The following is a 26,690-nucleotide window of genomic DNA, read 5'->3' on the forward strand; positions in this document are numbered from 1 at the left end:
TTTGGGCTTTGAGACTTAGCCCACCTGGACTTCGGTGGAATCGGCCTCGCCCTTGTTGTCGACCCAGGAGATCTTGAGGGTGTCGCCGGCGGCGGCGCCGGTGAACTGGAACGACAGGTAGGGGTTGCGGGAGATGGCCGGACCCCAGTAGGCGGTCAGCACGTTCTTGCCCTTGACCTCGGCGACCACTTCCTTGATGTAGTGGGCGGGGATAGGCTCACCGGCCTTGTTCTTGCGCTGGCCGGTCTCCATGGGGTGGCTCATCAGGGCACGCACGGTGGTGGTGTCGCCGGCGAGCTGAGCACGTACACGAATGCTGGACATGGTATGTCTCCTTCAAATAGTCGTTAGGCAATCAAGGTGTCGGTGGGGGGCTTAGCCGCCGCAGCCGCCGATGGTGACCTTGACTTCCTTGGAGGCGTTGTAGAGCCGGCCGTTGGCCTTGACCACAGCGATGATGTCGGAGGTCTCACCCATCTTGATACGGGTGGAGACGAAGGGCTTGGCGCCCTCGCCGAGCTTGTAGCTGGAGGTCAGGGGGGCGTTGGCGGTGGCGGCCAGGATGGCGATGTCGGTGACGCCGCTCATGCCGGTTTCCACGGTGATGGGCACCACGGCGCCGTTCTCGGCGATGTCGGGGGCCTGGATGCTGATGTCGCCGGCGGACATGGAGTCGGAGCCCATGGCGTTCTTGATGGCGTCAGAGACGGAACGGGGACCGAAGGCGGATTCGGGCCATGCGGCCAGGACGGTACGGGGGGCGAGCATGCCCGCGCCCACGGCGACGCCCACGGCGCTGGCGGCCAGGGTGCCCTTCAGAAATACACGACGCTTGCTATTCATGTCATCTCTCCTGCTTGTAGTGGTGTGACACGGTTTACGGTCAACAGGGATACAGCAAGCCCTGTGCCATTCGTAGAAATTATTGCGGGATCAATGGGATAGGCAGGGCAGGCGTGACGAATACCACCCGCATCATTGCGAATTGCAATGGCTGCAAGTTGCAATTCGCAACCCTCAGGAGGGGTCGGCTTCCTGTTCGTACTGCTGCAGCTTGCGCCAGAGAGTGGACTTGTTGATGCCCAGGGCCCTGGCGGTCTGCTCCCGGTTGCCGTCCAGGCGCTGCAGGGTCTTCAGGATGTAGCGCCTCTCCAGGGTGGCGAGATCGGGCTGGTCGGCGTCCAGGGCCTGCGCAGCCGCAGTGGAGGCGGCGCCGGTGCTGGGCCATTGGCGGTCCAGGTGCAGCACCGGGCCGTCGGCCAGGGCGATGGTACGTTCTACCAGGTTGCGCAGCTCGCGCACGTTGCCGGGCCAGTCGTAGGTCTGCAGGCGCTCCAGGGCGTGGGGGTCGAAGCCCTCCACCTGGCGGTGGTAGCGCTTTGCGAATTCCTCCACGAAGGCCTGCACCAGGGGCGGGATGTCCTCGCGCCGGGCACGCAGGGGCGGCATGTGGATCTGCACCACGTTGAGACGGTGATAGAGGTCGTGACGGAACTCGCCGGCCTCGATCATGGCCTCCAGGTTGCGGTTGGTGGCGGCGATGAAGCGCACGTCGATGGGGATCGGCCGCACGCTGCCTACGCGCATCACCTGCTGCTCCTGCACGACCCGCAGCAGCTTCACCTGCATGGCATCGGAGATATTGCAGATCTCGTCCAGGAATACCGTGCCGCCGGTGGCGGTCTCGAGCAGGCCCGCCTTGGTGTGGGCGGCGCCGGTGAAGGCGCCCTTCTCGTGGCCGAACAGCTCGGATTCCAGCAGGGTGTCGTTGATGGCGCCGCAGTCGATCACCACGAAGGGCTTGTCCGCGTCGGGGCCCTGGGTGTGGATCGCCCGGGCCACCAGTTCCTTGCCGGTGCCGGACTCGCCCTCGATGATCACGTTGCAACGGATGTCGGCCACCTTGTCGATGAGCCGGTACACCGACTCCATGGCGTCGCCGTGGCCGACCATGCCGTAACGCAGGCGCTCGTCCTTGAGCTGGCGCTTGAGCAGGCGGTTCTCGCGCTTGAGGCGCTCGCCCTCCAGGGTGCGCTCGATGAGCAGCAGCAGTTCGTCGGTGTCGTAGGGCTTCTTGATGAAGTCCGTGGCGCCCAGGCGCAGGGCCTCGATGGCGTTGTCCACCGAGGAGTAGCCGGTGATGATGATCACCGGCACGTCGGAATCCACGTCGCGGATGCGGGACAGCAGGTCCATGCCGGACAGCCCGGGCATGGCGAGGTCGGTGATGATCAGGTCGGCGCCCTGCTCGATGAACGCGGTCAGGGCCTGCTGGGGGTCGCGGAACACGTGCACCTGGTGAGGGGTGCCCTCGCAGAAGCGCAGGAACAGCTCGCCGGCCCGGGGGTCGTCGTCGACGAAGAAGATGTTGGCGGCTTCGCTCATGGTGTCAGTTTAACTTGATGCTTTTCGCGCCGGTTCGTTCCCGAACTGCGAGACCGGTCATGGCGCGGCCTGACGGCGGGCAGCCGGCAGGCGCACCGTGGCGGTGACGCCGCCACGCTCGTTGGGACGGATGTCCAGATTCCCGCCGTGCTGCTCGACGATGCCGAGGCTGATGGACAGGCCCAGGCCACTGCCCTTGCCCACGGGCTTGGTGGTGAAGAAGGGGTCGAACATACGGTCCTGGACCTCCGGCTTGATGCCGCAGCCCTGGTCGCAGACGCACACGTTGACCTCCCCGTCCGGGTCGTGGCGGGCCATGATCACCACCTCGTCGCCGGCCTGGCTCGCCTGGATGGCGTTGAGCAGCAGGTTGATGAGCACCTGCCGGAGCTGGTTCACGTCACCTTCCATGACCAGGCCCTCCTCCACCTCCAGGCGCACGCTGACCTGCTGGTCCCGGGCGGACTGGTTGACCAGGATCAGGGTCTCCTCCAGCCACGGGCGCACGTCGATGGGCACGTAGTGGGGCGGCACCTGGCGGGCAAAGTTGAGGATGCCGTTGACGATGCGCGTGGCCCGCTCCGCCTCGTCTGTGAGCGCGCGCAGGTCTTCCCGGGCGCGCGGGTCGTCATCGGGCAGTTCCCGGCGGATCAGCTTGGCCAGGGACAGGATGTTGTTCAGGGGGTTGTTGAGCTCGTGGCCGATGCCGGCGGCCATCTCGCCGATGGAGGCGAGTTTGGCGGACTGCAGCAGCATGCGCTGGGCCTGGTCGCGGTCGGTGCGGGCCTTCTCCAGGGTCTCGGCCATGTAGGTGAAGGAGTCCTGCAGCTCGCGGATCTCCTGGGTGTTGTGGGGCTCGTTCTGCTCCAGGGGTTCACCCAGGGCGTAGGCCTTGAGGTTGTGGGTGAGCCGGGTAATGGGCTTGGCGATGCGCCGGGCACTGAGCTGCGCCAGTAGCAGACTGACCAGCAGGGCCAGGCCAGCCATCAGCAGGATGCCCTGGCGGATGCGCTTGAAGGGCGCGCCGATGGCGTCATGGGGGATCTCGGAGATCACCACCCAGCTGACCAGCTGGTTCGGGTAGGGGTGGTACTCGGCGAAGAACACCCGCGATGGGCGGGTCTGCAGGTTGGCGGCGCCGAAGGGTTGCACGTTCACCTGCCGGGCCAGGCCTTCGCAGAAGGTGTTGGCCACGCGCATCTCCGGATGCTTGGCGCTGGTGAACAGCAGGCCGGAGGCCTCGTCGAACAGGATCAGGCCGTCCCGGTAAGGATAATCGGGATTGAGTTCCGCGAGGCTCAGGCGTCCCTCGTTGAGGCGCGGGGCCAGTTCCAGCATGCGGTCGATCTGCAGGCCGGTAGAGTTGGCCAGCAGGTAGCCGACCACCCCCTCGCCCTCCCGTTCGATGGGCACGGCGGCGTCGTACATGGGCGGGATGGCGCCGAAGATGTAGTCGCTGCGGCTCTCAGGCAGCAGCAGGTAGCTCACCTCGCCCCGGGGCAGGGCGCGCAGGCGCTGCAGGAAGGCTGGATCATCCAGCTCCTCCTCGGCGTAGGGGTAGGGGTCCATGCCCGGGTAGTGGGTGGGCATGACCTGGCGCTCGCGGATCATGATCAGGGTGTTGCCCCGGGTGTCCAGCACGCGGATGGTGCCGATGTCCGGGATCAGGGCGGTGAACTCTTCCAGGAAGATGCCGAGCTGCGCGGCGCGCAGGTTGAACTGGGGGTGCTTGCGCCCGTCCCGGGCCTGCTCCAGCACCGACTGGAAGCCCTGCATGGGCGCCGAGTTCACCAGCGCGCCGATCACCTCCCGCTCGAAGCGCAGGCGCCGGTCCATCTCCGCCACCAGGGTATTGAGGCTCTGACCCACCTGGCGGTCCAGGTCCTGGCTGTACTGGCGCTCGCTGTAGGCGGTGACCACCAGCACCAGCACCGTGAGCGGCAGCACGGTGGCCAGGGAGACCCACAGGAAGATGTTGGTGCGAAGGCGCAAGGGCGTGTTCGGGGCGGCCGGAATTCGGGCCATTCTCGCATGCCCCGGCGCGCGCCGTCATGGGCGTGCAGAAATGTCCGCGACGCACTGTGGGACGGCGCGACACTGACGCTATAATGCCCAGCCATTCATCGTCTTATCGAGGACGCAAGCCGATGCGCATCTGCTGGTCCAATCTCCTCATGATCGCCGTGGTGGTGGCCCTGGGCAGCCTGTCGCTGCTGGCCAGCTGCGGTCAGAAGGGCGACCTCTACCTGCCCGAGGCCGAGGCGGCGCCGGCCGAGGAGACGCGCAACGAAACGCCGCGTCCGTAGTCTATTTCTCAACGACGCGAGTCATTCCCGCCATGCGGCCCGGAGTTGGGTCGCGTGGCGGAAACCCCCAACCCCGGCCCATCGGAGCCAAGCCCTGCATGGATCATTTCCAGTATCGCGACGGTGTGCTGCACGCCGAGGAAGTCCCCCTGAGCCAGATCGCCGCCGCCCACGGCACGCCCTGCTACGTCTACTCGCGGGCCACCCTGGAGCGGCACTGGCGGGCCTTCGACACGGCCCTGGGCGACCATCCGCATCTCATCTGTTACGCGGTGAAGGCCAACTCCAGCCTGGCGGTGCTGAACGTGCTGGCGCGCCTGGGTTCCGGGTTCGACATCGTCTCCGTGGGCGAGCTGGAGCGGGTGCTGCGCGCCGGCGGTGAGGCATCGCGGGTGGTGTTCTCCGGGGTGGGCAAGCGCGCCGACGAGATGCGCCGGGCGCTCGAGGTGGGCATCCGCTGTTTCAACGTGGAGTCCGAAGCGGAGCTGGCGCGCCTCAATGGCGTGGCCGGCGAGCTGGGCGTCGAGGCGCCGGTGTCCATCCGGGTGAACCCGGACGTGGATGCCAGGACCCATCCCTACATCTCCACGGGACTGAAGGAAAACAAGTTCGGCGTGGACATCCGCGTCGCCCCGGCCCTGTACCGCCAGGCCGCCGACATGGCCCACATCCGGGTAGTGGGCGTGGACTGCCACATCGGCTCCCAGCTCACGGGCCTGAGCCCCTTCGTGGATGCCCTCAAGCGCGTGCTGGAGCTGGCCCGCACCCTGGAGGCGGACGGCATCGGCCTGGATCACCTGGACCTGGGCGGCGGGCTTGGCATCCGCTACCGGGACGAGGAACCGCCCCTGCCGGACGCCTATGCCCGCGCCCTGTTCGAGGGCCTGGCCGACACCCGCTACGAGATCCTGCTGGAGCCGGGCCGGGCGATTGCCGGCAACGCCGGCGTGCTGCTCACCCGGGTGGAATACCTCAAGCACACCGAGCACAAGGACTTCGCCGTGGTGGACGCCGCCATGAACGACCTGATCCGCCCGGCCCTCTACGGCGCCTGGCAGGAGATCGTGCCGGTGGCGCCCCGCCTGGGCGAGTCGCGCACCTACGACGTGGTGGGACCGGTGTGCGAGACCGGTGACTTCCTGGGCAAGGAGCGCGCCCTGGTGCTGGCCGAGGACGACCTGCTGGCGGTGCGCTCCGCCGGCGCCTACGGCTTCACCATGAGCTCCAACTACAACACCCGCCCCCGCGCCGCCGAGGTGATGGTGGACGGCGAGCAGGTGCATCTGGTCAACCGCCGCGAGAGCCTGGAAGAGCTCATGGCGCGGGAGACGCTGCTGCCGTAGCGGGCTGTTCGATTCAAAAGAAAATCGACAGGATTCACATGATTTACAGGATTGTGTTTAAAGGCCTTTAATCCCGTTAATCATGTAAATCCTGTCAACTCCCTTGCCGTTTGGTTTTTTCCATGCACCGAACCCCCGAACCCGAACTGATGCTCGACCCGGACCAGGCCCGGGCCTACGCGGAGGCGGACTTCGAGGCGCCCCACAGCCGCTTCGTCGAGCTGTTCCGGGAGGCCTTCCCCGGTCTGGCGGTCAGCGGTCCGGTGCTGGATCTGGGCTGCGGACCCGGGGACATCAGCATGCGCTTCGCCCGGGCCTTCCCCGAGGCGAACGTGGACGGAGTGGACGGCGCCCCGGCCATGCTGGCCGAGGGCGAGCGCCTGCTCGCCGGGAGCGGGCTCGAGGGTCGGGTGCGCCTGGTGCAGGCCTGCCTGCCGGCGGATGCCCCGCCCCGCGAGCGCTACCGGGGCGTGATCTCCAACAGCCTGCTGCACCATCTCCATGAACCCGCCGTGCTCTGGGATGCCGTGGCCCATTACACCGAGCCCGGCGGTTTCGTGTTCATCATGGATCTCATGCGCCCCGATTCACGGGCATCCGCCGAGGCCATGGTGGCGCAGTACGCGGCCGACGAGCCGCCGGTGCTACAGCGGGATTTCTTCCACTCCCTGCTGGCGGCGTTTCGCGTGGACGAGGTGCGTGAGCAACTGGACAGGGCCAGCCTGGCCGGCCTGGATGTGCGGGCTGTGAGTGATCGACACCTGGTGGTGAGTGGGTTGATGCGCGCCGGGTGAGCCGGGTTGCCGAGGCTCACGCCGCGCGGGGCGCGACCTCTTTCTTGATGATGTCGCCGCGCTCGGCCTCGGCCAGGCGGAGCTCATAGGTGCTCTGAAGATTCAGCCAGGACTGGGCGTCCCCGCCGAAGAAACGGGCGAGACGCAAGGCGGTGTCCGCGCTCACTGCACGACGTTCATTGACGATTTCATGCAGGCGCGTGGCCGGGACCCGCAACGCGCGGGCCAGGGCATTCACGCTCATGCCAAGTGGCGCCAGATACTCCTCGCGCAGGATCTCCCCTGGATGAATGGGACGCATGCGGTGGGTGGCCATGGTGTCCTGTCCTCTAGTGATAGTCGACGATCCCGACGTCATAGGCATTGCCATCTTGCCAGCAGAAGCACAATCGCCACTGCTGGTTGATGCGGATACTCCATTGTCCTTTCCGGTCGCCGGTCAGGGCCTCGAGGCGGTTGCCCGGTGGACTGCGCAGGAATTCCAGCGTCGTTGCGGCATCGAGCAGGGCCAGCTTCCGCTCGGCCTGAGCGCGAAATGCCCGAAAGCGGCGTGGGTCACCGCCTTCGAACAAGGCGCGGGTATCCTTATCCGCGAAGCTCTTGATCATGGATTGAGGTTATTACGCGCCACGTAATACGTCAAGCGGAACAGGCGGTGCAGCTCATGGATGATCCGGGAGACTGGTCACCCCTTCACCCGTTCCAACTTCCCCGTTCCCACTTCCCACTTCAAAAATGCCTTTCCTTCCCCCCGGTGAGCGTCTACGCTACCGGAATGCGCATACAATTCAGCAAGATGCACGGCCTCGGCAACGATTTCGTGGTCATCGATGCCATCCATCAGCCGGTGGATCTGAGCCCCGATCAGGTGCGCCTGCTGGCACACCGGCGCTTCGGCGTGGGCTGCGACCAGGTGTTGCTGGTGGAGCGCCCCTCGGACCCGGCGGCAGCCGACTTCCGCTATCGCATCTTCAACGCCGACGGCAACGAGGTGGAGCAGTGCGGCAACGGCGCCCGCTGCTTCGCGGTGTTCGTGCGCGAGCGGGGGCTCACCGCCAAGGACCACATCCCGGTGGAGACCGCAGCCGGCATCATCCATCTCCAGGTGCAGCCGGACGGGCAGGTGACCGTGGACATGGGCCCGCCCCGCCTCAAGCCCTGGCAGATCCCCTTCGAGGCGGAGAGCGCCATGACCTCCTACCCCCTGGAGGTGGAGGGCGAGACCTATGAGATCGGTGCCGTGTCCATGGGCAACCCCCACGCGGTGCTGCGGGTGGACAACGTGCAGACCGCGCCGGTGGCCCGGCTCGGTCCGCTGATCGAGGCCCACCCGCGCTTTCCCCGCCACGTGAACGTGGGCTTCATGCAGGTGGTCTCTCCGGGCGAGATCCGCCTGCGGGTCTACGAGCGGGGCGTGGGCGAAACGCTGGCCTGCGGCACCGGGGCCTGTGCCGCGGTGGTGTCCGGGCGCATCCAGGGCCTGCTGGACGAGACCGTGGCCGTGGACCTGCCCGGTGGACGGCTTGTGATAAACTGGGCCGGACAAGAAGAGGCGCCGGTGATGATGACCGGCCCCGCCACTCAGGTCTTCACAGGCAGCATCGACATATGAGCACCCATACGAACCTGGCCGAGGAAGCGCTCAGCGAAGAGGCCGTGGAGGCTTGGCTGCGCAGTCATCCGGATTTTTTCGAACGCCACCTGGCCCTGCTGGACGTGCTCAAGTTGCCCCACGCCTCCGGCGGCGCGGTCTCCCTGATCGAGCGCCAGATCGGCTGGCTGCGGGACAAAAACCGCCAGTTGGAAAGAAAGCTCCTGGACCTGGTGCAACTGGCCCGGGAGAACGAGCGCCTGAGCCAGCACATGCATCACCTGGCCCTGGGGTTGATGGACGCCGACAGCCTGGACGCGGTGCTGGCCACCACCCAGGAGCAGCTGCGCACCGAGTTCCGCGCCGACCACGTGGTGGTCCGGCTGCTGGGTGATCCCGCCCAGGGTCTGCATTTCGTGGCCGAGGGCGACCCCGCGCTCAATTCCCTGGAATCCCTGTTCGAGACCCGCCGCCCCCTGTGCGGACGCCTGAGCGATGAACAGCTCACCGCACTGCTCCCCGAGGCCGACACCCCGGTGCAGTCCGCCGTGGCCGTGCCGCTCATGGACGGCAACCGCCGTCTGGGCATCCTGGCCCTGGGCAGCCGCGAGGACACCCGTTTCCATCCCGGCATGGGCACCCTGTTCATCGGCTACCTGGGAGAGATCATCTCCCACGCGGTGGCGACAAGGCTCAAGGCCTGACGCCAGCCTGCGCGCCGGGCAGACTTTCCTGCGTTCATAGAGGGGGTCCGCAAATAAACGCGAATCAACGCAAATCGAAGCCGGGGCACAGGTATTCGACGTTCTTGTCCCCTATTTGCGTTCTTCGCGTTTATTTGCGGACCCCTTCCCTTTTCTGTCGGACCGCAGCCCCTTGAGCGTCGCCAAATCGCCCTGGATCGATCGTTATCTCCGCCACCTGCGCGAGGAGCGTCGCTACTCCCCCCACACCGTCGAGAACTACGCCCGGGACCTTCGCCGCCTGTGTGAAGCGGTGGGCGATGACTGGTCCTCGGTGAAGGTCCATGACATCCGCGCCCTAGTGGCGAAGGAACACCGCCAGGGGGCCGGCAGCAAGACCCTGCAGCGCCTGCTGTCGGCCATCCGGGGCTTCTTCAATTACCTGATCCGGGAAGGGGTGGCGGACGCCAACCCGGCCCTGGACGTGCGCGCGCCCAAGTCCGGGCGCAAGCTGCCCGGGGTGTTGGACGTGGACCAGGTCGCCCGGCTGCTGGACCTGCCCGGGGACGAGGCCCTGGTGGTGCGCGACCGGGCGATCCTGGAGCTGTTCTATTCCTCGGGCCTGCGTCTCGCCGAGCTGGTGGGTCTGGACCTGGTGGACGTGGATCTCGGCGATGCCCAGCTGCGGGTCACCGGCAAGGGCCGCAAGGCCCGGGACCTGCCCATCGGCCGCCACGCCGTCGCGGCGCTCAAGGCCTGGCTGCCCATGCGCGCGGGGCTCGCCGCCGCCGATGAACAGGCCCTGTTCGTGGGCCAGCGGGGCCGGCGCCTGGGGGCCCGGGCGGTGCAGACCCGGCTGGCGCGCCATGCGGGGTTGCAGGGCCTGGACCGGCGCGTGCATCCCCACCTGCTGCGCCATTCCTTCGCCAGCCACCTGCTGGAATCCTCCGGCGACCTGCGCGCCGTGCAGGAGTTGCTGGGCCATGCCGACATCAGCACCACCCAGGTCTACACCCATCTCGACTACCAGCACCTCGCCAAGGTCTACGACGCCGCCCATCCCCGGGCCCGGCGCAAGCCCTCCAGCTGATCCTTGGCGAGCTATCCATGGAATGCCGCGGGCGGGGCCCGCGTCCTGACACATTGAGCCCCAGGAAACCATGAACACCATGACCGTCCAGCAGCAGATCCTCGCCCTGCGCGAACAACTCAACACCGTGGTGGTGGGCCAACACCGGCTGCTGGATCGCCTGGTGATCAGCCTGCTCACCGGCGGCCACGTGCTGGTGGAGGGCCTGCCGGGCCTGGCCAAGACCACGGCGGTGAAGGCCCTGGCCGACGGTGTGCACGCCCGCTTCAAGCGCCTGCAGTTCACCCCCGACCTGCTGCCCGGGGACCTCACCGGAAGCGAGGTCTACCTGGCTGACCGCCATGAGTTCGTGTTCCGGGAGGGCCCCCTGTTTAACGAGATCCTGTTGGCGGACGAGATCAACCGCGCCCCGGCCAAGGTGCAGTCCGCCCTGCTGGAGGCCATGCAGGAGCACCAGGTCACCGTGGCCGGGGTCACCCGGCCCCTGCCGCCCCTGTTCATGGTCATGGCCACCCAGAACCCCCTGGAACAGGCGGGCACCTACCCCCTGCCCGAGGCCCAGCTGGACCGTTTCCTGCTGCACGTGGTGCTGGACTACCCTTCCGCCGAAGAGGAGCTGGCCATCCTGCGCCTGGACCGGGCCAGGCTGCGGGGCGAACGTCCGGACACTGACCACGGCCCGGTGACCGTGGAGACCGTGCTGGCGGCCCGGGCGGAGGTGGCGGATCTGCACATCGACCCGTCACTGGAGGCCTACATCGTCGCCCTGGTGGGCGCCACCCGCAGCGGCGCCGGCGCCGGGCAGCTGGCCCTGGGCGCCTCGCCCCGGGCCTCCCTGGCCATCGCCCGGGCCGCCAGCGCCGAGGCCTACCTGCGCGGCCGGGACTACGTGAGCCCCGACGACATCCTGGCCGTGGCCCCCGACTGCCTGCGCCACCGGGTGATGCTCAGCATGCAGGCCCACATGGACGGGGTGGACCGGGACACGGTGCTCGCCGGGCTCATCGGCGCGGTCCCCGTGCCCTGATCCATGCGCGCCTGGCTGCAAGCACGCTGGCGTCGCCGCCCCGGGGCAGGCGCCGATCCGGCCGTCCGGCCCCTGCTGGCGGCGGACGAACTGCAGACCCTGTTGCGGCTCGCGGAACAGGCCCCGCCCCGCCCCCCCGGCGGCGAGTTGCCCGGCGGCGAACGGCCCTCGCCCCTGCGCGGCCACGGCCTGGACTTCCAGGAGCTGCGCCGCTACCAGGCCGGTGATGACGTGCGCGCCATGGACTGGCGCACCACCGCCCGCACCGGCACCCCCCACATCCGCCTGCATCACCTGGAGCCCCGCCCCTGCCTGTACCTGCTGGTGGACCTGGGGGCCAGCATGCGCTTCGGCACCCGGGTGCGGCTCAAGGCGGCCCAGGCGGCGCGCATCGCCATTCACCAGGCCCTGGCCACCGTGGGCGAGGGCGGCAGCGTGGGCGCGGCGGTGCTGGGGGAGGATCACCCCCGCCAGTGGCCGGTGCGCGGCGGTCGGGGCCATGCCCTGGCACTGGCCCGGGGGCTGGCCGCGCCCTGCCCGCCCCTGGAATCTGAGGCGACGGCGACAGGTGCCGCCCAGTTGGCCGCCCTGCTGGCTGGCCTGCCCCGGTTGCTGCCGGCCGGTGCCGGGATCCTGGTGCTCAGCGACCTGCGCTGGCTGGACCTTGAGCAGGCGGCGGCCCTGGGGCGTCTGGCCGCCGGTGGACGGACCGTGACCGTGGTGCGCATCACCGACACCGCCGAGCGCAGCCTGCCCCCCATGGGCCGGGTGCCGTTCCGGCTGCCCGGTTCGGACCGGCCCCTGTGGCTGGACACTGCCCGGCCGGGGGTGCGCGCCGCCTTCGACGCCCACGCCGAGGCCCGCGCCCGGGACTGCCGGCGCTGGCTGAGCGGCGCCGGCGTGGGGCTGCTGGAACTGGGCGCCGAGACCCCGGCGCGGATCTGGGTCCGGCAACTGGCCGGACCGGGGGTGCCACGGGCGCCTCGGCGGCACCCGTGAGCGAGCTGATCGACATCTTCCCCCCCGAGGCCCCGGCCCTGGTGCCGTCGGCGGGCCTGGGCGGCGCCGGGCCGGCGTGGCTGGCAGTCCTGTTGCTGCTGATGCTCGTTCTTGCCCTGGGGCTGGCCCTGTTGTGGCGCCGGCGTCTGGCCCTGCGGGCCTGGTGGCTGGCCCGGTGCCTGGCCCGGGGCCAGCGGCCGCCCCGGACCCTGGCCCGCCAGGCCCTGGCCCTGCTGCACCGGGCCTTCGGCCCCGCCCCGTGCGGGGAGCTGGCCGAGCTGCGCGCCCGCCTGGACGCCCTGAGCTACGGCCGCGCAGTGCCGGACAGCGCCCGCTTGGGGGAGGCTCTTGCTCGATTACGGGCCCAATTACGGGTCCGATCGCGGGTCCACTTGAGGACCCGCGCGTGAATGCCTCACTGGGCTTGGGCGTCGGCCTGGAACTGGCGGCGCCCCTGTGGCTGCTGCTCCTGCCCCTGGCCCTGCTGCCCCTGTGGCCGGGCCTAGGCGGGCGGCCCGTGGAAGGGGGGCAGACCTGGCTGCGTCACCCGGACGCGGCGGGCCTGGGCAGCGCTGCCCGGCAACGGGGGGCGGGCGCCGTGCCCTGGCTGCGGGTGCTGGCGCTTGCCCTGCTGTTGCTGGCCCTGGCCCAGCCCCGCAGCCCCGGCGAGTTCATCCCCGAGCCCGTGGCGGGCCGGGACCTGGTCCTGGTGGTGGATACCTCCGGCAGCATGCTGGTGCGGGACTACCGGGCCGAGGGCCGCCCGGTGTCGCGCATCGAGGTGTTGCAGGGGGTGGTCACCCGCTTCGTGCGCGCCCGGGAGGGGGACCGCTTTGCCCTGATCCCCATGGCCGAGGAGGCCGCCACCCTGGTGCCCCTGACCGGGGACCGGGAACTGGTGGCCAGCCAGCTGGCGCGCCTGCGGGCGGGCATGCTGGGGGACGACACCGCCATCGGCGACGGCATCGCCCTGGCCCTGCGCCAGCTGCAGGCCTCGGGGGCCGAGCGCCGCCCGGCGCTGATCCTGTTCTCCGACGGCGAGAGCAACGCAGGCCTCCTGCGCCCCAGCGAGGCCCTGGCCCTGGCCCGGGCGGCGGGGGTGGCGCTCTATACCGTGGAGATCACCGGCGGCCAGGCCCTGGCCCCGGTGGAGGGCGAGCCGAGCCTGGCGGACATGGCCGAGACCACCGGCGGACGCCATTTCCACGTCACCCGCAGTGCCGACCTGGAGGCCGTGATCGCCACCATCGACCGGCTGGAGGCCGCCGAGGCGGCCCCTCCGGGCGGCGAGCGCCTGTGGCGGCCCTGGTATCCCCTGCCCCTGGGCGGCGCCCTGGCCCTGCTGGCCGTCGCCGGATTGCTGGCCCTGAGGCGCGGCCCGTGAGTGCCGCCATGACGGTCTGCTGCGGGGTGAGGCGCATCCCCGATCCCGTAGGCGCGGCGACCCCGCCGCGAACGGGCGTTCGGCCCGGGGTCGGGCCTCCTACAGGGGTTAAACCTGTTGCGGTGGGGTGTGAAGGTCGGCTGCGGGATGCGGGGCATCCCAGGTCCCGTAGGAGCGGCGACCCCGCCGCGAACGGGGTAGCCCAGGCGGGCCGGGGGTTCGGGCCATGAGCGTCGGTCCATGAACCTGGGCACACAACTGGCGCTGCTGGAGTGGCGCGCGCCCCTGTGGCTGCTGCTGGCCGGGCTGCCCTGGCTGCTGGCGGCCCTGGGGCGGCTGCGGGAGCGGCCCCTGCGCCGCTATGCCGACCGTGCCCTGCGGCCCTGGGCCCTGTACCAGGCCGGCCGGGACACGGGGCTGCGCTTCGGGCTCCATGCCCTGGCCTGGCTGCTGCTGGCCGCCGCTCTGGCCGGGCCCCGGGTACCGGCCCCGGTACAGGTGGCCGGGGAGGGCCACCGGGGGGATGTCTCCCTGATGCTGGTGCTGGACGTCTCGGCCACCATGCAGGCGCAGGACCTCGCCCCCCGGCGCCTGACCCGGGCCCTGCTGGAGGTGGATGGCATGTTGGAAGGGCTGCGGGGGGAGCGGGTGGGCCTGGTGGCCTTCGCCGGGCGCGCCCTGATGCTCGCCCCGCCCACCCACGACCGCCGCCTGCTGAGCCATTACCTGTCCCGGGGCCCCGAGGCCCTGGCGGACCCCGCCGGTCTGTCCGCCAGCCGGGCCGTGGCCGAAGGCCTGCGACTGGCCGGCGAGGCCCTGGAAGGCAGCGGCGCGGTGGTGCTGATTACCGATGGCGACGCCCGGGCCTTTGCCGGGGCGCGGCTGGCCGCCATGCAAACCCAGGCGCGGGCCCTGCGGGACGCGGGCCACACCCTGTACGTGCTGGGCGTGGGGGGCACGGAGCCGGTGCCGGTGCCCGACGGCGCGGGTGGCCTGCTGCGGGAGGGGGGCGAGACCCTGCTCTCGCGCCTGGATGCCGAGGCGCTCACCCGCCTGGCCGAGGTCGGCGGCGGCCACTATGCCCAGGCCGGCGCACTGGGCCAATCTTCACTGGGCCGGGCCTGGGAGCGGCTCTACGCCGACGCGGTGGTCCGTCTGCCCAGCAGCCGTTCCGTGACCCACTGGCAGGAACTCCACCCCTGGCTGCTGGCGCCGGGCTTGGTCCTGCTGCTGCTCTCCTGGCTGCGCCCCGCGCCCGCGCCCGCGTCCGCCCTGGTGCTGGCGCTGCTGCTGCCCCTGCAGCCCGCCCCGGTGTCGGCCGACGAGCCTGCCCTGGCGCTGCAGGCACACAGCGCCTGGAACGCCGGGGCCTTCGCCCGGGCCCTGAACGCCTATGCACGCCTGCCCGGCCACCCCGGGCGCCTGGGGGAGGGGGCCAGCGCCTACCGGCTGGGGGATTTCGAGCACGCCGCCGAGGCCTTCATCCAGGCCTGGCTGACGGCCCCCGGCGACCGGGAGCGGGCCGAGGCCCTGTTCAACCTGGGCAATGCCCGCTTCCGCCAGGAGGACTACGCCGCCGCCGTGGAGACCTACCGGGGGGCCCTGGCCTACCCCTCGCCCCATCGCCAGGCCATCGAGCACAACCTGGCCCTGGCGGCAGGCCGAGAGCGGGAGGCGGGCGGCCCCGGCCTGGCGGGGCGCCGCGCCCGCCAGGCCACCGAGGACGTGGGGCGCATGGACCTGGAGGAGACCCCGGGGTTTCCCGAGGACGAGGAGACGCCCCGGCTGCCCACCGAGGAGGGGGACCGGGAGGCCCTGGGTGAGGCGGTGGCCCGGGGCGAGCTGGAGGGCCGGGCCGAGCGGCCGGCGGGCGGCCCCGGGCGGCGCCTGGCCGTGGACCGGGAATACGACGCAGCCCTGCTCAAGCAGGATCAGCTGGAGGACCGGGATCTGCGCCTTTGGCGCGCCCTGCGCGACCGCGAATCGCCCGGTGGCGGGGGCGCGCCATGAGGCGGTGGCGGTGGCGCTGGCTGTGGGTCTGTCTGGCGGCCCTGCTGCTCTGGGCGCCGGCGGGCGCCGACACGCCCCGCCTGCAGGTGCTCCCGGAGACCACCCGCCTGGAGTTGGGCGAGCCGCTGATCCTGCGCCTGCGGGCGGAGCACAGCGCCGGGGACCTGTTCGCCCTGGACCTGTCCGCCCTGGACCGGGATTTTGACTGGCGCTGGGAGCAGCGCAGCCGCGGCAGCCGGGGACCCGACCGGGTCTGGGCCCGGCAGGAGCTGCAACTGCGGCTCTATGCCCGGCGCAGCGGCGAGCTGGCGCTGCCCGCCCTGGCGCTGCTGGATGCCCGCAGCCCGCCCCTCACCGTCCAGGTACAGGCGCCCCGGCGCCTGGGCCTGGCCTTGCGGGCGGGCCTGGAGCATGACATGCCCTTCCTGCGCGAGCCGGTGCTGGCCTGGCTGGAGATCGACACGGATCACGACCAGTTCGAACTGCGCGAGCCCCCGCGCATCCTGTCCCGGGCGGTGCACGTGGAGGCCCTGGGCCGCAGCCGGGAGCGGCTCGCCGACGGCCGCTACCGGCTGCGCTACCAGTGGCTGCTGACGCCGCTCTATCCGGGCGAGCTGGCACTGCCCCTGGACTGGCTGGCCGTGCACGATTTCCAGCGCCAGGGGGTGCAGCTGCGCTACCTGGCCCCGGGGCTGCGCGCCCAGGTCCGGGAACTGCCCGCTTACCTGCCCGTGGACCTGCCCCTGGCGCCGATCCGGGCCAGCCAGCGACTGGAGGGGGGCGATCCGCAAGGGGCCGAGCCGCTGCGGGGGGAGCCGTTGCTGTGGGTGCTGGATGTGCGGGGGCGGGGCCTGAGTCCCCGGGCCCTGGAGCGCTGGCTGGCCCGTGAGCTGACCGCCCCCGAGGGCCTGCGCCTGCACGCGCCGGTGATCCGGCAGCTGGACGGCCCGGACCTGTCCCCGGGGGAGCGCCTGCTGCGGGTGGAGGTGCCGGTCACGCCCCGGGCCGGGGGCGACCACGCCCTGCCCGGCCTGCGCCTGCCCTGGTTCGATACCGGCACAGGGCGACTGGCGGTGACCGAGCTGCCTGCACTGGCACTGACGGTGCGGGATCCGCTTCGGGTGTTGCTGTGGCGTTCGGCGCTCGCCCTGCTGGGCCTTGCCCTGAGTCTGCTGATGCTCTGGGGGTTGCTGGCGTGGCTGTGTCGGCTGCGGGTGCGCCGGGCCCTTCGGGCGGGCATCCGCCAGGCGGCGGATGCCCCGGCCATGGCGGCCGCGTTGCGGGCCGTGCCCGGCTCACCCGCCGCCCTGGGCCGGTGGCTGCGCACCCAGCGGGCAGGGCCCGCGCTGACCCGGGCGGTGCGCGCCCTGGAGGTGGCCTGTTACGGCCAGGCCGGGGCGGATCGGGAGGCCCTGCGCAAGGACCTGCTGGCGGCACTGCGCGGCCACCGCCTGGTGCTGCCGGGCGGATTTGTGAACCCGTCGCGTTGACCCACCGGGGCCGGGCTGGCAAGGTGCCCGAAAGGCAACCCGCCTCATTCTGAACAGTCCAAGGAAACCTCATGCGCCCGTACGCCATCGCCGTTCTACTGGCCGCCAGCCTGACCCTGCCGGCCTTCGCCGCCGAACCCAACATCACCCCCGGCCAGTGGGAGTACACCAACGTCACCCGCTTCGAGGGCATGCCCATGCCCGAGCAGACCCACAGCAACCGGGAATGCATCACCATTGAGGACATCAAGAAGGGCGAGGCCTTCCTGGAGGCGCCGGAGGACTGTCAGGTCACCCACATGGACCTGCGCCGGGACGGCATGAAGTACGCCATGGAATGCACCCAGCAGGGGGTGCGCATGAAGATGAACGCGGACATGCGTTTTCGTGGCATCGAAGTGGACGGCACCATGCGCGCCGACATGGACACGCCCATGGGGCCCATGAGCATGCACATGAACATCACGGGGCGGCGCATCGGGGACTGCTGATCAGGGCGCCATGATTTGATTCAGGAAAGCAGCGCAAAGGGCGCAGAGACGCAGAGCTCGCGAAGGTTTGTCAGGTCATTCCTTTGCGGCCTCCGCGTCTCTGCGCCCTTTGCGTGATCAGCCGGGTGCGGGAAGACAACCGCCTCAGTCCCCGGCGTGGTGCAGCACGAAGGCCTGCTCCACGGTGAAGCTGCCCACGCCCTTGTAGTTGGTCATCACCCCGCCGATGGATTCCAGGTAGTCCTTCATCTCCCGGTTCATGTGCGGGTTGCCGCACAGCATGACCCGGTCCTGGTCCATGTCCGCGGGCGGCAGGCCCAGGCGCTCGAACAGGGCGCCGGAACGGAACAGGTCCGCGCCCCGCTCCGGGGTCTCGAAGGGCTCCCGGGTCACGGTGGGCACGTACACCAGCTTATCGCCGCTGCGAGACTCCAGCTCTGCCCGGTAGGCCAGTTCCACCACGGTGCGCACGCTGTGCACCAGGATCACCCGCTCGAAGCGCTCATAGACGCCGCGGCCCCGCACCAGGGACATGAAAGGGGCGAGTCCCGTGCCCGTGGCCAGCAGGTAGAGATGCCGTCCCGGCAGCACGTGGTTCACGGTCAGGGAGCCGGTGGGCTTGGTGTTCACCCACACGCTCTCACCTTCCCGCACCCGGGCCAGGCGGCTGGTGAGCGGGCCGTCGGGCACGTGGATGCTCAGGAACTCCAGGTGCTCGGTGTCGTTGCTGGAGGCGATGGAGTAGGCCCGGGCGATCAGCTTGCCCTCGTCGCGCAGACCGAGGGTGACGAACTCGCCGTCCTTGAACTGGAAGCCCTCGGGCCGGGTGGTGGTGAAGGTGAAGGTCTTCTCCGACCAGCGGTGGACCGAGGTGACGCGCTGTTCCTGGTAGGGCACGGGCTTGAACCTCCCTGGTTGTGGATCTGTCCATCACGCTACCAGAGCGCCCCGGGTAATAACAGAGTGTAGAAGTAGGGAATTATCCGCAGGCCCATGTCCACGGCGGGCCCGTGGCCATGAGACTTGCCGCAGGCCAGCGGCTACAATGACCGTCTTTGCATGATCGGGAGTTCAGACCTTGGAACAGTTTCGCGGAACCACCATCGTCTGCGTGCGCCGCAACGGCCGGGTGGCCCTGGGCGGCGACGGCCAGGTGACCCTGGGCAATACGGTGATGAAGGGCAATGCCCGCAAGGTGCGCCGCCTGTACGGCGACAAGGTGCTGGCCGGCTTCGCCGGCGGCACCGCCGATGCCTTCACCCTGTTCGAGCGCTTCGAGGGCAAGCTGGAGAAATACAGCGGCAACCTCACCCGGGCCGCCGTGGAACTGGCCAAGGACTGGCGCACCGAGCGTGCCCTGCGCCGCCTGGAGGCCCTGCTGGCGGTGGCCGACAAGGAGACCTCCCTGCTGATCACCGGCAACGGCGACGTGATCGAGCCCGAGGACAACCTGATCGCCATGGGCTCCGGCGGCCCCTTCGCCCAAGCCGCCGCCCGGGCCCTGCTTGACAACACCGAGCTGTCCGCCCGGGAGATCGCCGAGCGCGCGCTCAACATCGCCGCCGACATCTGCATCTACACCAACCGTCACCTCACCATCGAGGAGATGTGATCAGGGGACAGGGTTTTGACCTTGCCACTTGAGACTCGCCACTTGAGACTGCCTTAAATGTCAGACATGACCCCCCGTGAGATCGTCCAGGAACTGGACAAGCACATCGTCGGCCAGAAGGACGCCAAGCGCGCCGTGGCCATTGCCCTGCGCAACCGCTGGCGCCGCCAGCAGCTGCCCGAGGCCCTGCGCCAGGAAGTGACCCCCAAGAACATCCTCATGATCGGCCCCACCGGCGTGGGCAAGACCGAGATCGCCCGGCGCCTGGCGCGGCTGGCCAATGCCCCTTTCATCAAGGTGGAGGCCACCAAGTTCACCGAGGTGGGCTACGTGGGCCGTGACGTGGAATCCATCATCCGCGATCTGGTCGACGCGGCCATCAAGCTGCTGCGCGAACAGGAGATGGGCAAGGTGCGCTTCCGTGCCGAGGAGGCCGCCGAGGAGCGCGTCCTGGACGTGCTGCTGCCCGCGCCCCGCCAGGCGGGCTTCATGAGCGAGCCGGCCTCCGCGCCGGAGCAGAGCGAGACGCGGCAGAAATTCCGCAAGCGCCTGCGCGAGGGCCAGCTGGATGACAAGGAGATCGAGATCCAGGTGAGCGCCACCCCCGTGGGCGTGGAGATCATGACACCGCCGGGCATGGAGGAGATGGCCAGCCAGCTGCAGAGCCTGTTCCAGAACATCGGCGGTGGGCGCAGCCAGACCCGCAAGCTCAAGATCCGCGACGCCATGAAGTTGCTCACGGATGAAGAGGCCGCGCGCATGGTCAACCAGGACGAGCTCAAGCTGCGTGCCGTGGCCAACGTGGAGCAGAACGGCATCGTGTTCCTGGACGAGATCGACAAGGTGGCCAAGCGCGGTGAATACGGCGGCGCCGACGTCTCCCGCGAGGGCGTACAGCGGGATCTGCTGCCCCTGGTGGAGGGCTGCACCGTGAACACCAAGTTCGGCATGGTGCGCACCGACCACATCCTGTTCATCGCCTCCGGTGCGTTTCACCTGTCCAAGCCCTCGGACCTGATCCCGGAGCTGCAGGGCCGCCTGCCGATTCGCGTGGAGCTGTCCGCGCTCACCGCCGAGGACTTCGTGCGCATCCTCACCGAGCCCGACGCCTCGCTCACCGAGCAGTACAGCGCGCTGCTCCAGACCGAGGGCGTGGAGGTGAACTTCGCCGAGGACGGCGTGCGGCGCATCGCCGAGATCGCCACCCGGGTCAACGAGCGCACCGAGAACATCGGCGCCCGTCGCCTGCACACGGTGATGGAGCGCCTGCTGGAGCAGATCTCCTTCGAGGCCCCGGATCACCAGGGTCCGGTGAGCATCGACGCCGCCTACGTGGACGAGCGGCTCGAGGAGCTGGTGCAGGATGAGGATCTGAGTCGATATATTCTTTAACCCGCTAGAGACAAGATCCAAGTTGCTAGATACAAGACACGTGGGTCGGGCTTCAGCCCGACGCCTCGGGTGACCGGAGCCACCGGTGTCGGGCTAAAGCCCGACCTACGGCCCGGCCCACGGATACAACAACAATCACTGACTGCGGATTGAGAGCCATGACGACCAAACACCGTCCCACCGAAATTCACCTGCACCAGAAGAGCCGGGTGCTGGAGCTGGTCTACGACAACGGCGTGCGCCACAAGCTGCCCTGCGAATTCCTGCGCGTGTACTCCCCTTCCGCCGAGGTGACCGGCCACGGTCCGGGCCAGGAAGTGCTGCAGCTGGGCAAGGAAGACGTGAACATCAATGCCATCGAGCCGGTGGGCAACTACGCGGTGAAGCTGGTGTTCTCCGATGGCCACGACACGGGCATCTTTGACTGGAACTACCTGTACCGCATGGGCGAGGACCAGGATGCCCTGTGGCAGAAATACCTCAAGCGCCTGGCCGACGCGGGCCACCAGCGCAAGGTGAACTGAGGACGTGAACGCATCGCCGCAGAGGCGCGGTGACGCAGAGGAAAATCAATTCGACAGGATTAACATGATTAACAGGATGTTTAAAACCGAGTCTTCTGTTCTTGGTTATTTATCATGTGAATCATGTTAATCCTGTCCATTCCTTTCTTTCCTCTGCGTCTCCGCGCCTCTGCGGCAGAAGTGAACCGGATCGAACCATCACAAGGCCACCCCGATGACTGACGACAACACCACCCATTTCGGTTTCAAGCAGGTGCCCAAGGAAGAGAAGGTGCGCCGGGTGGGCGAGGTGTTCCATTCGGTGGCGGCCAGGTACGACCTGATGAACGACCTCATGTCCATGGGCGTGCATCGCCTGTGGAAGCGCTACACCATCGAGATGGCGGCGGTGCGTCCGGGGCAGCGGGTGCTGGACCTGGCAGGGGGCACCGGTGATCTGGCCTCGCGCTTCGCGCGGCTCACCGGACCGACCGGCGAGGTGGTGCTCTGCGACATCAACGCCTCCATGCTCAACGTGGGCCGCGACCGGCTCACCGACGAGGGGCTGGTGGAGAACCTGCGCTTCGTGCAGGGCAATGCCGAATGCCTGCCCTTCCCCGACGAGCACTTCGATCTGATCACCATCGCCTTCGGCCTGCGTAACGTCACCGACAAGGACAAGGCGCTGGCCTCCATGCGCCGGGTGCTCAAGCCCGGCGGCAAGCTGCTGGTGCTGGAGTTCTCCCACCCGGTGACCCCGGGGCTCAAGCCCGTCTACGATCTCTACTCCTTCAAGGCCCTGCCGCTCATGGGCAAGCTGGTGGCAGGTGATGCGGAGAGCTACCAGTACCTGGCGGAGAGCATCCGCATGCACCCGGACCAGGAGACCCTCAAGGCCATGATGGAGCAGGCGGGTCTGGAACGCTGCGACTACTTCAATCTCACCGGCGGCATCGTCGCCCTGCACCGGGGCTACCGGTTCTGACGTGGTTGACGCCGACATGGACATGAGTGTGTTGGCCGCCTTCAGCGCCGCCCTGGAAAAGGCGCTGAACGGCTACCTGGAGCTGGATCCCGACAGCCGCGAGCGGCTCGCGGCCATGCACGGCGGCGTGGTGGCCCTGAGCTTCACGCTGCCCGAGGCGACCCTCTACTTCATCCCCGGCGCCGACCGCCTGCAGGTGAGCACCGCCTGCGACGCCGAGCCGGACACCCGCATCAGCGGTTCCCCCATCGCCCTGGGACGGCTGGCCCTGGCCGGTGAGACCACGCGCCTGCCGGAGGGTGTACGCCTGGAGGGCGATGCCCGGCTGGGCCAGCAGTTCCGCGACCTGCTGCGGGGCGTGGACCTGGACTGGGAGGAGTGGCTGTCCCGGCTGACCGGCGATCTCGTTGCCCATCGCGTCGGCGAGGCCGTGCGCGGCGTCACCGGCTGGGGAAGGCGCGCCGGCGAGAGCCTGCGCCTGGACCTGGGCGAATACCTGCGCGAGGAATCCGGCACCCTGCCCGGCCGTGACGAGGTGGAAGGCTTCATGGACGACGTGGACCGGATGCGCGAAGACGTGGACCGGCTGCAGGCGCGCATTGCCCGTCTGGAACAGATCCTGCGGGAACACAAGCCGTGAGCCGCGCGGTGCCGCTGCTCACACCTGCCCAGCTGTGGCGGCTGGTCACCATCAACCGGGTGCTGATCCGCCACGGGCTCGACGAGGTTGTGTTCGCCATCCACCTGTTCCGGCCGCTGCGCTTTCTCATGTACCTGGCGCCCTGGAACTGGTTCCGCCGCCACCGCGCCGGTCGCGGTGAACGCATCCGCAAGACGCTGGAGGACCTGGGCCCGATCTTCATCAAGTTCGGCCAGATGCTTTCCACCCGCCGCGACCTGCTGCCCGACGACATCGCCGCGGAGCTTTCGAAGCTGCAGGACCGGGTGCCGCCGTTTGCGGTGAGCGAGGCCCGGGCCATCATCGAGCGCTCCCTGGAACGGCCCATCGAGACCCTGTTCGCCCGCTTCGATGACACCCCCATCGCTTCGGCCTCCATCGCCCAGGTGCACGGTGCGCGCCTGCACGACGGCCGCGAGGTGGTGGTCAAGGTGGTGCGCCCGCTGATCCAGAAGGTCATTCGCCGGGACCTGGAGCTCATGTACATCCTCGCGGAACTGGCCGAGCGCTACTGGCCCGAGGGCCGGCGCCTGCGTCCCGTGGAGGTGGTGCAGGAATACGAGAAGACCATCATCGACGAGCTGGACCTAGTGCGCGAGGCGGCCAACGCCACCCAGCTGCGGCGCAACTTCGCCGGCTCGCGTCTGCTCTACATCCCCGAGGTCTACTGGGACTACACCCGCCGCGACGTCATGGTCATGGAGCGCATCAGCGGCATCCCGGTGGCGGATATCGACAGCCTGCGCGCCCGGGGCGTGAACATGCAGCTGCTCTCGGAGCGTGGCGTGGAGATCTTCTTCACCCAGGTGTTCCGGCACAACTTCTTCCATGCTGACATGCACCCGGGCAACATCTTCGTCAACGCCGAGCATCCGGAGGATCCCAGTTACCTGGCCGTGGACTTCGGCATCGTCGGCACCCTCTCGCCCATGGACCAGCGCTACCTGGCGGAGAACTTCTACGCCTTCTTCAACCGCGACTACCGGCGCGTCGCGGAACTGCACGTGGAGTCCGGCTGGGTGCCGGCGGACACCCGGGTGGATGAGTTCGAGTCCGCCATCCGCAGCGTCTGTGAACCCATCTTCCAGAAGCCGCTCAAGGACATCTCCTTCGGTCACGTGCTGCTGCGCCTGTTCCAGACCGCGCGACGTTTCCACATGCAGGTCCAGCCCCAACTGGTGCTGCTGCAGAAGACCCTGCTCAACATCGAGGGCCTGGGCCGCCAGCTCTACCCGGACCTGGACCTGTGGAAGACCGCCAAGCCCTTCATCGAGCGCTGGATGGACGAGCAGGTGGGCCTGCGCGCCATGATCCGCGGCGCCCGCAAGCACCTGCCGCGCATCCTGGAGAAGCTCCCGGAGATGCCCGAGCTGTTGCATGCGGCATTGGCCAGCCAGGGCCAGGTGGCTGACCATCACGCGGAGCAAGCTGCCCGAGATGAAACGCTGCGCCAGGAGATCCGCGCAGCCAATCGTCGCACCACCCTCGTCCTGACGGGTGGCGTGCTGTTTATCTCCGCGACCCTTCTGACCGCGCTCGTAGCGCTGCCCGGCGCCCTGGGTGTGCCCTGGGCGGCCTGGGTCCTGTTCGTCGCAGGTGCGGGTCTTCTGTCCGTGGGCCTGCTGCGAAGCTGAGACCGGCACATCGGCTCCACTGCCAGCAGCCGCATTTCCTGCTGCGGCACTCAGGTCGTCCCCGTCCAGTCCCCGACCGGCATCCGGTGCGGGGCATGCATTTCCCCTCTTCGCCGGGATGACCGACAATCCCCTACAGCGTGCATTGCAAATCACAATGCGATGCCTCGTTCTTGGCCCTGATTGCAATCTGACTCGGAGGAAATCGTGGGTCGTAGCATCAAGGTTCTGATTCAAAACAAAAAACCTCTATGGCATGGAAGATGCTTTATGTGTCTCGGGCGCCCGTACTCCCCTGGGAGTCAGCCCGAACCTCAAGGCAGTCTCCATGCGCAAGAGGATCGGGGGAGGGCGTGAATGTTTTTTTCATGGTTTGGCAAGAAGAGACGCACAGGAAAGCGAATCGGTATGCAGACGGCAATCATGGAGCCACACGCAGTGGATGTGCCGGGTCTTGGCATGGTCATCGTTGCGCGCACAGTCAACTGCATCGGTGATGGCTGTCCCAAGCCCCAGTTGCTGACGCTCAAGGCGCTCAACCTGGTGGACGAGGGCGAGATCGTGGAGTTGATCTCCGACAACCCCACGGCGGTAGAAACCATCCCGGCCATGATGCTCGCCGCCTACGGCAGTCATCTGGCGACGGTGCGTGGTGATGGTTGCTGGAAGGTGTATGTGCGCAAGGGCGTATGAGGTCGACCATGTCGAGGTGTCTGTCAGTGCCGGACGTTAACCCTATCTAAACAAGTTGTCGGGGGAAGAGATGAGTAACAGAGATGTATGCGATGTGGGTGTCGCCGGTATGGCGGGAACCAGTACCAAGGGCAAGGTGTATGCGGGGGTGATCGTTGCGCTGGTGGCCCTGGCCTCCGTGATCGCGCTGTCCATCGACAGCCGATTCCTTTACATGCTGGTCTATGTCTGGTTCGGCGTGATCTACGGTCTGTTCCTCCAGTATGGCCGCTTCTGCATGGCCTCCGCAGTCCGTGACCTGTTCGCGGTCGGCGTGCCGCGCATGGCCGTGGGCGTAATGATCGCCGTGGCCTTGTACTCCCTGACTGCCGCGGCCGTGACCATGGCCGGTTTCAGTACCTTCCATGCGCACCCGTTGGGATGGCACATCATCATCGGCGGCGCCATCTTCGGTTTCGGCATCATCTTTACCGGCGGCTGCGCTTCCTCATCCCTGTACAAGAGCGGTGAAGGCAACGTCGGATCCATGCTGGTGCTGGTGAGCATCTCCTTCTCCCAGGCCATCTTCGTGGCCAGCGACTGGTTCAGCGGGCTGGTGCCCGAATCCTGGACCCAGTCCGCCCTGGAGAAGGGCATGCCGGAGGAGTTGACCATCACCTCCACCTGGTTCGACCAGTTCATGGCCGGTTACATCTGGGATCTGCAGGGCGGCACGGTGGCCGAGATGATGGGCCGCGAGGGCACCTTCTTCGGCATCTTCGTGGGCAATGCCCTGCTGGGCGCGATCCTGCCGACCTTCGCGATTCTGGTGTTCCTGTACATCGTGGCCTATCGCAAGGGCTACATGCGCCGCGCGAAGATCCAGAACCCCGCGTTCGGGGATCACATGCGCGGCATGTGGAGCATGTTCACCTCCTCCAAGAACACCGCGCTGGCCGGCCTGGGCATCGGTATCTTCGCGGGTCTGCAGATGTGGACCACCGGCGCCCTGCGCGACTACTACGGTATCTTCAACTTCGGCGAGATGCTGGAGGACATGGGCTACTACACCGGTATCTCCATCCAGGGCACCGTGTTCGATCCGGGTTACTGGTACATCACCACCCAGGAAGCGCAGTGGGGTGGCTGGGTGCTGAACAAGCTCGGCGTGGACAACATGAGCAACATCTTCTTCGGGCTGGAGAATGGCCTGCCCAACCCGCTGCTCAATGCCCCCGGCATGATGTCCATCGGCATCATCCTGGGTGCCGCGATGCTGGCCAACATCAACCGCGAGTTCAAGTGGAAGCTGCCCAGCATGGAGACGGCGATCTTCGCCATCGTGGGCGGCACGCTGATGGGCATCGGTGCCCGCGTGGGCATGGGTTGCAACGTGGGCGCCTTCTTCGCCGCGGTGACCAATGGCGACCTGACCGGCTGGATCTTCCTGTTCGGCATGGCCCTGGGCGGTTACCTGGGCGTGAAGGCCTTCACCTGGTGGATGGAGTGGCGTGCGTCCCGCAGCAACGACGAGTTCGCCCTTTGATTGAAGTGCACCGGGGCCGGGCGCCTGCCCGGCCCCAATGACAAATGACAGTTGGCATACCAACGGGAGGATGC

General features: G+C 68.4%; 28 protein-coding genes. 21 read left to right on the top strand and 7 right to left on the bottom strand.

All coding sequences use genetic code 11. The features are described from left to right. Nucleotides 1-15: 15 nt before the first annotated feature. The 4 genes from soxZ to TGR7_RS00195 all read right to left on the bottom strand — a co-directional run bounded on the left by soxZ (nucleotide 16) and on the right by TGR7_RS00195 (nucleotide 4,410). Nucleotides 16-324 carry a thiosulfate oxidation carrier complex protein SoxZ gene (gene soxZ, locus TGR7_RS00180; RefSeq protein WP_012636629.1) on the bottom strand — a complete coding sequence of 103 codons (309 nt, stop codon included), beginning with the start codon at nucleotides 322-324 and terminating at the stop codon, nucleotides 16-18. A gap of 51 nt (nucleotides 325-375) precedes the next feature. Beyond that, nucleotides 376-843 (bottom strand): thiosulfate oxidation carrier protein SoxY, encoded by a 468-nt coding sequence (gene soxY / locus TGR7_RS00185; RefSeq protein WP_012636630.1) that lies wholly within the window; start codon nucleotides 841-843, stop codon nucleotides 376-378. A gap of 174 nt (nucleotides 844-1,017) precedes the next feature. Then, nucleotides 1,018-2,385 carry a sigma-54-dependent transcriptional regulator gene (locus TGR7_RS00190; protein ID WP_012636631.1) on the bottom strand — a complete coding sequence of 456 codons (1,368 nt, stop codon included), beginning with the start codon at nucleotides 2,383-2,385 and terminating at the stop codon, nucleotides 1,018-1,020. Between the two features lie 57 nt (nucleotides 2,386-2,442). Then, nucleotides 2,443-4,410: a sensor histidine kinase gene (locus TGR7_RS00195; RefSeq protein ID WP_012636632.1), complete on the bottom strand. Its 1,968-nt coding sequence runs from the start codon at nucleotides 4,408-4,410 to the stop codon at nucleotides 2,443-2,445. 122 nt (nucleotides 4,411-4,532) lie between these two features. On the opposite strand from TGR7_RS00195, the gene lptM reads away from it, so the two are divergent. The 3 genes from lptM (at nucleotide 4,533) to TGR7_RS00205 (ending at nucleotide 6,828) form a co-directional block, all read left to right on the top strand. Next, the gene (gene lptM, locus TGR7_RS16910; protein WP_012636633.1) at nucleotides 4,533-4,691 is read left to right on the top strand and encodes an LPS translocon maturation chaperone LptM; all 159 of its coding nucleotides are present in this window, start codon (nucleotides 4,533-4,535) and stop codon (nucleotides 4,689-4,691) included. 98 nt (nucleotides 4,692-4,789) lie between these two features. Then, complete coding sequence (lysA, locus tag TGR7_RS00200) at nucleotides 4,790-6,034, top strand: diaminopimelate decarboxylase (protein ID WP_012636634.1); 1,245 nt, start codon at nucleotides 4,790-4,792, stop codon at nucleotides 6,032-6,034. A gap of 122 nt (nucleotides 6,035-6,156) precedes the next feature. Continuing rightward, nucleotides 6,157-6,828, top strand: coding sequence for a class I SAM-dependent methyltransferase (locus TGR7_RS00205; RefSeq protein ID WP_012636635.1), 672 nt, complete (start codon nucleotides 6,157-6,159; stop codon nucleotides 6,826-6,828). A 16-nt stretch (nucleotides 6,829-6,844) separates the two neighbouring features. Here TGR7_RS00205 and TGR7_RS00210 read toward each other — a convergent pair whose 3' ends face one another. Together TGR7_RS00210 and TGR7_RS00215 are read right to left on the bottom strand one after the other, a co-directional pair. Beyond that, nucleotides 6,845-7,144 carry a HigA family addiction module antitoxin gene (locus TGR7_RS00210; protein ID WP_012636636.1) on the bottom strand — a complete coding sequence of 100 codons (300 nt, stop codon included), beginning with the start codon at nucleotides 7,142-7,144 and terminating at the stop codon, nucleotides 6,845-6,847. A gap of 13 nt (nucleotides 7,145-7,157) precedes the next feature. Beyond that, nucleotides 7,158-7,436: a type II toxin-antitoxin system RelE/ParE family toxin gene (locus TGR7_RS00215; RefSeq protein WP_012636637.1), complete on the bottom strand. Its 279-nt coding sequence runs from the start codon at nucleotides 7,434-7,436 to the stop codon at nucleotides 7,158-7,160. Between the two features lie 167 nt (nucleotides 7,437-7,603). Here TGR7_RS00215 and dapF point away from each other — a divergent pair, with 167 nt between their 5' ends. From dapF to TGR7_RS00265, 10 genes are all read left to right on the top strand, one after another. Further along, the gene (dapF, locus tag TGR7_RS00220) at nucleotides 7,604-8,440 is read left to right on the top strand and encodes a diaminopimelate epimerase (RefSeq protein ID WP_012636638.1); all 837 of its coding nucleotides are present in this window, start codon (nucleotides 7,604-7,606) and stop codon (nucleotides 8,438-8,440) included. Continuing rightward, the gene (locus TGR7_RS00225) at nucleotides 8,437-9,123 is read left to right on the top strand and encodes a DUF484 family protein (RefSeq protein ID WP_012636639.1); all 687 of its coding nucleotides are present in this window, start codon (nucleotides 8,437-8,439) and stop codon (nucleotides 9,121-9,123) included. Before dapF ends, TGR7_RS00225 begins: the two co-directional genes overlap by 4 nt. A gap of 172 nt (nucleotides 9,124-9,295) precedes the next feature. Beyond that, nucleotides 9,296-10,192, top strand: a complete 897-nt coding sequence (gene xerC / locus TGR7_RS00230; protein ID WP_012636640.1) for a tyrosine recombinase XerC — start codon at nucleotides 9,296-9,298, stop codon at nucleotides 10,190-10,192. A 70-nt stretch (nucleotides 10,193-10,262) separates the two neighbouring features. Next, complete coding sequence (locus tag TGR7_RS00235; protein WP_012636641.1) at nucleotides 10,263-11,219, top strand: AAA family ATPase; 957 nt, start codon at nucleotides 10,263-10,265, stop codon at nucleotides 11,217-11,219. A gap of 3 nt (nucleotides 11,220-11,222) precedes the next feature. Beyond that, complete coding sequence (locus tag TGR7_RS16675) at nucleotides 11,223-12,218, top strand: DUF58 domain-containing protein (protein WP_012636642.1); 996 nt, start codon at nucleotides 11,223-11,225, stop codon at nucleotides 12,216-12,218. Beyond that, complete coding sequence (locus TGR7_RS00245) at nucleotides 12,215-12,628, top strand: hypothetical protein (protein WP_012636643.1); 414 nt, start codon at nucleotides 12,215-12,217, stop codon at nucleotides 12,626-12,628. The genes TGR7_RS16675 and TGR7_RS00245 overlap by 4 nt, the downstream gene beginning before the upstream one ends. Beyond that, entirely contained in the window at nucleotides 12,625-13,602 is a 978-nt protein-coding gene (locus tag TGR7_RS00250) for a VWA domain-containing protein (RefSeq protein WP_012636644.1), read from the top strand. Before TGR7_RS00245 ends, TGR7_RS00250 begins: the two co-directional genes overlap by 4 nt. 240 nt (nucleotides 13,603-13,842) lie before the next feature. Then, a complete protein-coding gene (locus TGR7_RS17860; protein ID WP_012636645.1) occupies nucleotides 13,843-15,612 on the top strand; it encodes a vWA domain-containing protein in 1,770 nt (589 codons plus the stop codon). Continuing rightward, on the top strand, nucleotides 15,609-17,102 hold the full coding sequence (locus tag TGR7_RS00260; RefSeq protein ID WP_012636646.1) for a BatD family protein: 1,494 nt from the start codon (nucleotides 15,609-15,611) through the stop codon (nucleotides 17,100-17,102). The genes TGR7_RS17860 and TGR7_RS00260 overlap by 4 nt, the downstream gene beginning before the upstream one ends. Nucleotides 17,103-17,173: 71 nt before the next feature. Next, complete coding sequence (locus tag TGR7_RS00265; protein ID WP_012636647.1) at nucleotides 17,174-17,593, top strand: DUF3617 domain-containing protein; 420 nt, start codon at nucleotides 17,174-17,176, stop codon at nucleotides 17,591-17,593. Between the two features lie 144 nt (nucleotides 17,594-17,737). On the opposite strand, the gene TGR7_RS00270 is transcribed toward TGR7_RS00265, so the two are convergent. After that, nucleotides 17,738-18,490, bottom strand: coding sequence for a ferredoxin--NADP reductase (locus TGR7_RS00270; RefSeq protein WP_012636648.1), 753 nt, complete (start codon nucleotides 18,488-18,490; stop codon nucleotides 17,738-17,740). 181 nt (nucleotides 18,491-18,671) lie between these two features. Between TGR7_RS00270 and hslV the strand changes: the two genes are divergently transcribed. The 8 genes from hslV to TGR7_RS00310 all read left to right on the top strand — a co-directional run bounded on the left by hslV (nucleotide 18,672) and on the right by TGR7_RS00310 (nucleotide 26,616). Further along, entirely contained in the window at nucleotides 18,672-19,205 is a 534-nt protein-coding gene (gene hslV / locus TGR7_RS00275; RefSeq protein WP_012636649.1) for an ATP-dependent protease subunit HslV, read from the top strand. Between the two features lie 57 nt (nucleotides 19,206-19,262). Further along, on the top strand, nucleotides 19,263-20,597 hold the full coding sequence (gene hslU / locus TGR7_RS00280; RefSeq protein ID WP_012636650.1) for an ATP-dependent protease ATPase subunit HslU: 1,335 nt from the start codon (nucleotides 19,263-19,265) through the stop codon (nucleotides 20,595-20,597). A gap of 158 nt (nucleotides 20,598-20,755) precedes the next feature. Then, the gene (locus TGR7_RS00285) at nucleotides 20,756-21,121 is read left to right on the top strand and encodes a gamma-butyrobetaine hydroxylase family protein (RefSeq protein WP_012636651.1); all 366 of its coding nucleotides are present in this window, start codon (nucleotides 20,756-20,758) and stop codon (nucleotides 21,119-21,121) included. A 214-nt stretch (nucleotides 21,122-21,335) separates the two neighbouring features. Next, nucleotides 21,336-22,085, top strand: a complete 750-nt coding sequence (ubiE, locus tag TGR7_RS00290; protein WP_012636652.1) for a bifunctional demethylmenaquinone methyltransferase/2-methoxy-6-polyprenyl-1,4-benzoquinol methylase UbiE — start codon at nucleotides 21,336-21,338, stop codon at nucleotides 22,083-22,085. Nucleotides 22,086-22,107: 22 nt separating this feature from the next. Further along, a complete protein-coding gene (locus TGR7_RS00295; protein ID WP_245523005.1) occupies nucleotides 22,108-22,725 on the top strand; it encodes a ubiquinone biosynthesis accessory factor UbiJ in 618 nt (205 codons plus the stop codon). After that, the gene (gene ubiB / locus TGR7_RS00300) at nucleotides 22,722-24,398 is read left to right on the top strand and encodes a ubiquinone biosynthesis regulatory protein kinase UbiB (RefSeq protein WP_012636654.1); all 1,677 of its coding nucleotides are present in this window, start codon (nucleotides 22,722-22,724) and stop codon (nucleotides 24,396-24,398) included. Before TGR7_RS00295 ends, ubiB begins: the two co-directional genes overlap by 4 nt. Before the next feature lie 423 nt (nucleotides 24,399-24,821). Further along, complete coding sequence (locus tag TGR7_RS00305; RefSeq protein WP_245523006.1) at nucleotides 24,822-25,091, top strand: sulfurtransferase TusA family protein; 270 nt, start codon at nucleotides 24,822-24,824, stop codon at nucleotides 25,089-25,091. 109 nt (nucleotides 25,092-25,200) lie between these two features. Continuing rightward, the gene (locus tag TGR7_RS00310; protein ID WP_012636656.1) at nucleotides 25,201-26,616 is read left to right on the top strand and encodes a YeeE/YedE family protein; all 1,416 of its coding nucleotides are present in this window, start codon (nucleotides 25,201-25,203) and stop codon (nucleotides 26,614-26,616) included. Nucleotides 26,617-26,690 lie beyond the last annotated feature (74 nt).

Origin of the sequence: Thioalkalivibrio sulfidiphilus HL-EbGr7, from assembly GCF_000021985.1 — a bacterium.
GTDB lineage: Bacteria > Pseudomonadota > Gammaproteobacteria > Ectothiorhodospirales > Ectothiorhodospiraceae > Thioalkalivibrio_A > Thioalkalivibrio_A sulfidiphilus.

Excerpts from the sequence above, each read along its gene's own strand:
- TGR7_RS17860 (WP_012636645.1), top strand. The coding sequence starts at position 13,843 with ATGAACCTGGGCACACAACTGGCGCTGCTGGAGTGGCGCGCGCCCCTG.
- TGR7_RS00310 (WP_012636656.1), top strand. The coding sequence starts at position 25,201 with ATGGCGGGAACCAGTACCAAGGGCAAGGTGTATGCGGGGGTGATCGTT.
- TGR7_RS00285 (WP_012636651.1), top strand. The coding sequence starts at position 20,756 with ATGACGACCAAACACCGTCCCACCGAAATTCACCTGCACCAGAAGAGC.
- TGR7_RS00210 (WP_012636636.1), bottom strand. The coding sequence starts at position 7,144 with ATGGCCACCCACCGCATGCGTCCCATTCATCCAGGGGAGATCCTGCGC.
- TGR7_RS00205 (WP_012636635.1), top strand. The coding sequence starts at position 6,157 with ATGCACCGAACCCCCGAACCCGAACTGATGCTCGACCCGGACCAGGCC.
- TGR7_RS16675 (WP_012636642.1), top strand. The coding sequence starts at position 11,223 with ATGCGCGCCTGGCTGCAAGCACGCTGGCGTCGCCGCCCCGGGGCAGGC.
- TGR7_RS00190 (WP_012636631.1), bottom strand. The coding sequence starts at position 2,385 with ATGAGCGAAGCCGCCAACATCTTCTTCGTCGACGACGACCCCCGGGCC.
- TGR7_RS00295 (WP_245523005.1), top strand. The coding sequence starts at position 22,108 with ATGAGTGTGTTGGCCGCCTTCAGCGCCGCCCTGGAAAAGGCGCTGAAC.
- TGR7_RS00265 (WP_012636647.1), top strand. The coding sequence starts at position 17,174 with ATGCGCCCGTACGCCATCGCCGTTCTACTGGCCGCCAGCCTGACCCTG.
- lptM (WP_012636633.1), top strand. The coding sequence starts at position 4,533 with ATGCGCATCTGCTGGTCCAATCTCCTCATGATCGCCGTGGTGGTGGCC.
- TGR7_RS00305 (WP_245523006.1), top strand. The coding sequence starts at position 24,822 with ATGGAGCCACACGCAGTGGATGTGCCGGGTCTTGGCATGGTCATCGTT.
- TGR7_RS00195 (WP_012636632.1), bottom strand. The coding sequence starts at position 4,410 with ATGGCCCGAATTCCGGCCGCCCCGAACACGCCCTTGCGCCTTCGCACC.
- ubiE (WP_012636652.1), top strand. The coding sequence starts at position 21,336 with ATGACTGACGACAACACCACCCATTTCGGTTTCAAGCAGGTGCCCAAG.
- hslU (WP_012636650.1), top strand. The coding sequence starts at position 19,263 with ATGTCAGACATGACCCCCCGTGAGATCGTCCAGGAACTGGACAAGCAC.
- TGR7_RS00235 (WP_012636641.1), top strand. The coding sequence starts at position 10,263 with ATGAACACCATGACCGTCCAGCAGCAGATCCTCGCCCTGCGCGAACAA.
- soxY (WP_012636630.1), bottom strand. The coding sequence starts at position 843 with ATGAATAGCAAGCGTCGTGTATTTCTGAAGGGCACCCTGGCCGCCAGC.
- lysA (WP_012636634.1), top strand. The coding sequence starts at position 4,790 with ATGGATCATTTCCAGTATCGCGACGGTGTGCTGCACGCCGAGGAAGTC.
- TGR7_RS00215 (WP_012636637.1), bottom strand. The coding sequence starts at position 7,436 with ATGATCAAGAGCTTCGCGGATAAGGATACCCGCGCCTTGTTCGAAGGC.
- TGR7_RS00260 (WP_012636646.1), top strand. The coding sequence starts at position 15,609 with ATGAGGCGGTGGCGGTGGCGCTGGCTGTGGGTCTGTCTGGCGGCCCTG.
- soxZ (WP_012636629.1), bottom strand. The coding sequence starts at position 324 with ATGTCCAGCATTCGTGTACGTGCTCAGCTCGCCGGCGACACCACCACC.
- TGR7_RS00225 (WP_012636639.1), top strand. The coding sequence starts at position 8,437 with ATGAGCACCCATACGAACCTGGCCGAGGAAGCGCTCAGCGAAGAGGCC.
- dapF (WP_012636638.1), top strand. The coding sequence starts at position 7,604 with ATGCGCATACAATTCAGCAAGATGCACGGCCTCGGCAACGATTTCGTG.